This window comes from Pseudoalteromonas sp. 0802 (assembly GCF_013350085.1).
Lineage (GTDB): Bacteria > Pseudomonadota > Gammaproteobacteria > Enterobacterales > Alteromonadaceae > Pseudoalteromonas.
Genome location: NZ_JABVXE010000129.1, coordinates 1 through 205 on the forward strand (window position 1 = coordinate 1; position 205 = coordinate 205).

At 39.0% G+C, this 205-nt stretch carries 1 rRNA gene; it reads left to right on the forward strand.

Going from position 1 to position 205, the window contains the following annotated elements:
- Window positions 1-138 precede the first annotated feature (138 nt).
- Window positions 139-205 (forward strand): 16S ribosomal RNA (locus HUS61_RS21475); the annotation flags it as partial.

Below are 205 nucleotides of genomic sequence, written 5' to 3' on the forward strand. Positions count from 1 at the left end.
AGCGAAGCTTAGTTTACTAAGTGACGCAAACAAATTTAGAGTCTCAAATGTAACTGAGTGACTATATAGTCAATTCGATATCGAAAGATATCAAAATCAGAATTCATTGAGCATGTCCTTCGGGACAGAAAAAACTTTTAATTGAAGAGTTTGATCATGGCTCAGATTGAACGCTGGCGGCAGGCCTAACACATGCAAGTCGAGC